The sequence below is a fragment of the Actinophytocola sp. genome, from assembly GCF_036555685.1.
Taxonomy (GTDB): Bacteria; Actinomycetota; Actinomycetes; order Mycobacteriales; family Pseudonocardiaceae; genus Actinophytocola.
In genome coordinates, this window is sequence record NZ_DATBKY010000221.1 from 1 (window position 1) to 2,130 (window position 2,130).

Annotated in this window: 3 protein-coding genes; 1 reads left to right on the forward strand and 2 read right to left on the reverse strand. The window is 71.5% G+C overall.

Annotation, left to right across the window (positions count from 1 at the left end):
* Window positions 1–516: tetratricopeptide repeat protein (locus VH969_RS20680; protein ID WP_331976668.1), on the forward strand; the 516-nt coding region annotated here is incomplete at its 5' end.
* On the opposite strand, the gene VH969_RS20685 is transcribed toward VH969_RS20680, so the two are convergent.
* Together VH969_RS20685 and VH969_RS20690 are read right to left on the reverse strand one after the other, a co-directional pair.
* Entirely contained in the window at window positions 508–1,209 is a 702-nt protein-coding gene (locus tag VH969_RS20685) for a transposase (RefSeq protein ID WP_331976670.1), read from the reverse strand. The two genes, VH969_RS20680 and VH969_RS20685, sit on opposite strands and share 9 nt — an antisense overlap.
* Before the next feature lie 103 nt (window positions 1,210–1,312).
* On the reverse strand, window positions 1,313–2,130 hold an 818-nt coding region (locus VH969_RS20690; protein WP_331976672.1), incomplete at its 5' end, for an amidohydrolase.

The window sequence follows — 2,130 nt, forward strand, 5'->3', positions numbered from 1 at the left end:
ATCCTGCATCTGAACGAGGCGCGCGGCTACCCGCCGTGGCTCTCCACGGCCCGTCCGCCGCATGCGTCGGTCGCCGACCTGCGCGCGCGCACGAACCGGAAGCCCCACGACGCGGCCGGGTGGCTGGCGCTCGCAGCGGCGCTCGAGACCCACGACCGGGCCGGCGCCTTCGCGGCGGCCAAGCGCGCCTTCTCGCTCGACCCCAGCAACATCTCGGCGCGGGTGGCGGTCACCGTGCTGCCGTTCGACAAGGACAACCCGGGCGCGACCCTCTCGGGCCTCATGCGCATCCTCCAGTCCGCGCCGGCCGACGACGCCGAGGTGCGTGTGCACGTCGGCCTCGTCTTCTTCTGGATGCGCGACACGCAGGACGCCGCCGCCCAGTTCCGCCAGGTGCTGAACGACGACCCGCACACCGTCTACGGCCAGGTCGCGAGCGTGTTCACGCGCTGCATCGACACCCCCGACTCGTGCACGGGTGGAAAAACGGGGTCAGACCCCAATTTTTCACCCTGACTCGCCACGGCGGACGTCGCGCCACGCGGTGCTCAGGCCGATGCGGAGATGGTCGGCGATCTCGGCCAGCGTGTAGCCGTGGACCCGGTGGGCGGTGGCGATCCGCACGGGATCCCTGGTGGGCACGAGCTCGGTCAGGGGTGGTCGTCGCTCGAGCTGCACGTCGAGCCCTCCGGCGATGAACCGGCGATATTCCTCGCGGCCGCTGAACCATCCGAGGACCCGCGAGGTGAGGAACGGCGGCGCGGGCGCCAGGCCCGCCGTCGCGGCGTAGCTCGACCACGGCCAGTCCTCTGGCTTCGCGCACAAGCCCGCCTGCACCGGATTCGCGGGGATGTAGCGGACGACCGTGAGCGCGTAGTCGTCGTCGGTGATCAGCTTCGACCCGTACCGGCCCTGGAAGACATGCCCCGTCCGCTCGTGGTGGCGGTTGAACCGCAACGCGTACGTGCCGTTGAGACGTTGCATCGCGTCATCCAGGTTCGCTCGCGGTGTCTCGACGAGCAGGTGGTAGTGGTTCGGAATCAGGCAGTAGGCGTGGCAGAGCAGGCCGTCGAGGTGCCTTGCGGTGCCGAGTCCGGCGAGGAAGACCTCGTAGTCCGCCTCGGTGAGGAACATCCGCGCCTTCGCATTGCCGCGAGCGGTGATGTGATAGACGAGGCCGGCGGCCAGCGGGCGGAGCGGACGTGCCATCCGCCGACCGTACGACGCCGCCGTGTGACGCGTCAGACGCCGGGTGCCACAAGATGGCGCCGGCTTCGCAACGGGTGAAAAATTGGGGGTCTGACCCCGTTTTTCACCAGGGCGGGCGGCCGTGGACCCAGCGGCCTGCCAGCATCGTCGCGACCACGGTGGCGTCTGAGATGCGGTCCGGGTGGGCGATGATGTCGGTGTCGAGCACCACCAGGTCGGCCGCGTAGCCCGGGAGGAGGAGGCCGCGGCGGCGGTGGTCGCCAACCGCGGCGGCGCCGCCCGCGGTGAACGCCAGGACGGCGTCGGCGACATCGAGGCGCTGCTCCGGGTACCAGTCGCGGTTGACCGCGGCGTCGATCCCGGCCAGCGGGCTGAGGTCCTCGATCGGCGCGTCTGACCCGAACGCCAGGTGCGCGCCCGAGTCGAGCAGGTCGCGCCAGCGGTAGCCGCACCGGGCCCGCTCGCCCCACAGGCGGGCGGCCAGGTCACGGTCGGAGCGCTGGTGCACCGGCTGCATCGATGCGGTGACGCCGAGCTCCGCGAGCCGGCCGAGATCGGCGTCGTCGATGCACTGGACGTGCTCGATCCGGGGCGGCACCGGCACCTCCTCCCACGCCGAGCGCGTCTCCTCCAGCGCATCGAGCACGGCCCGGTTCGCGCCGTCGCCGATCGCGTGGACGGCGACCGAGAGCCCGCCGGCGGCAGCGGCCCGTGCGATCTCGGCCATCTCCTCGGCCGAGGTCAGGACCATCCCCGACCCGTCCAGCATCCAGGCCGTCGAGGACCCGAGCGTCCCGTCCATGAAGGCCTTCACCGGCCCGACTCGCAGGAGGTCGGAGCCGAACCCGGTGCGAAGCTCCGTCGCCTGCGCGGCTCCGATCTGCTCGGCGGGATAGGACATATGGACGCGCAGGGCGAGCC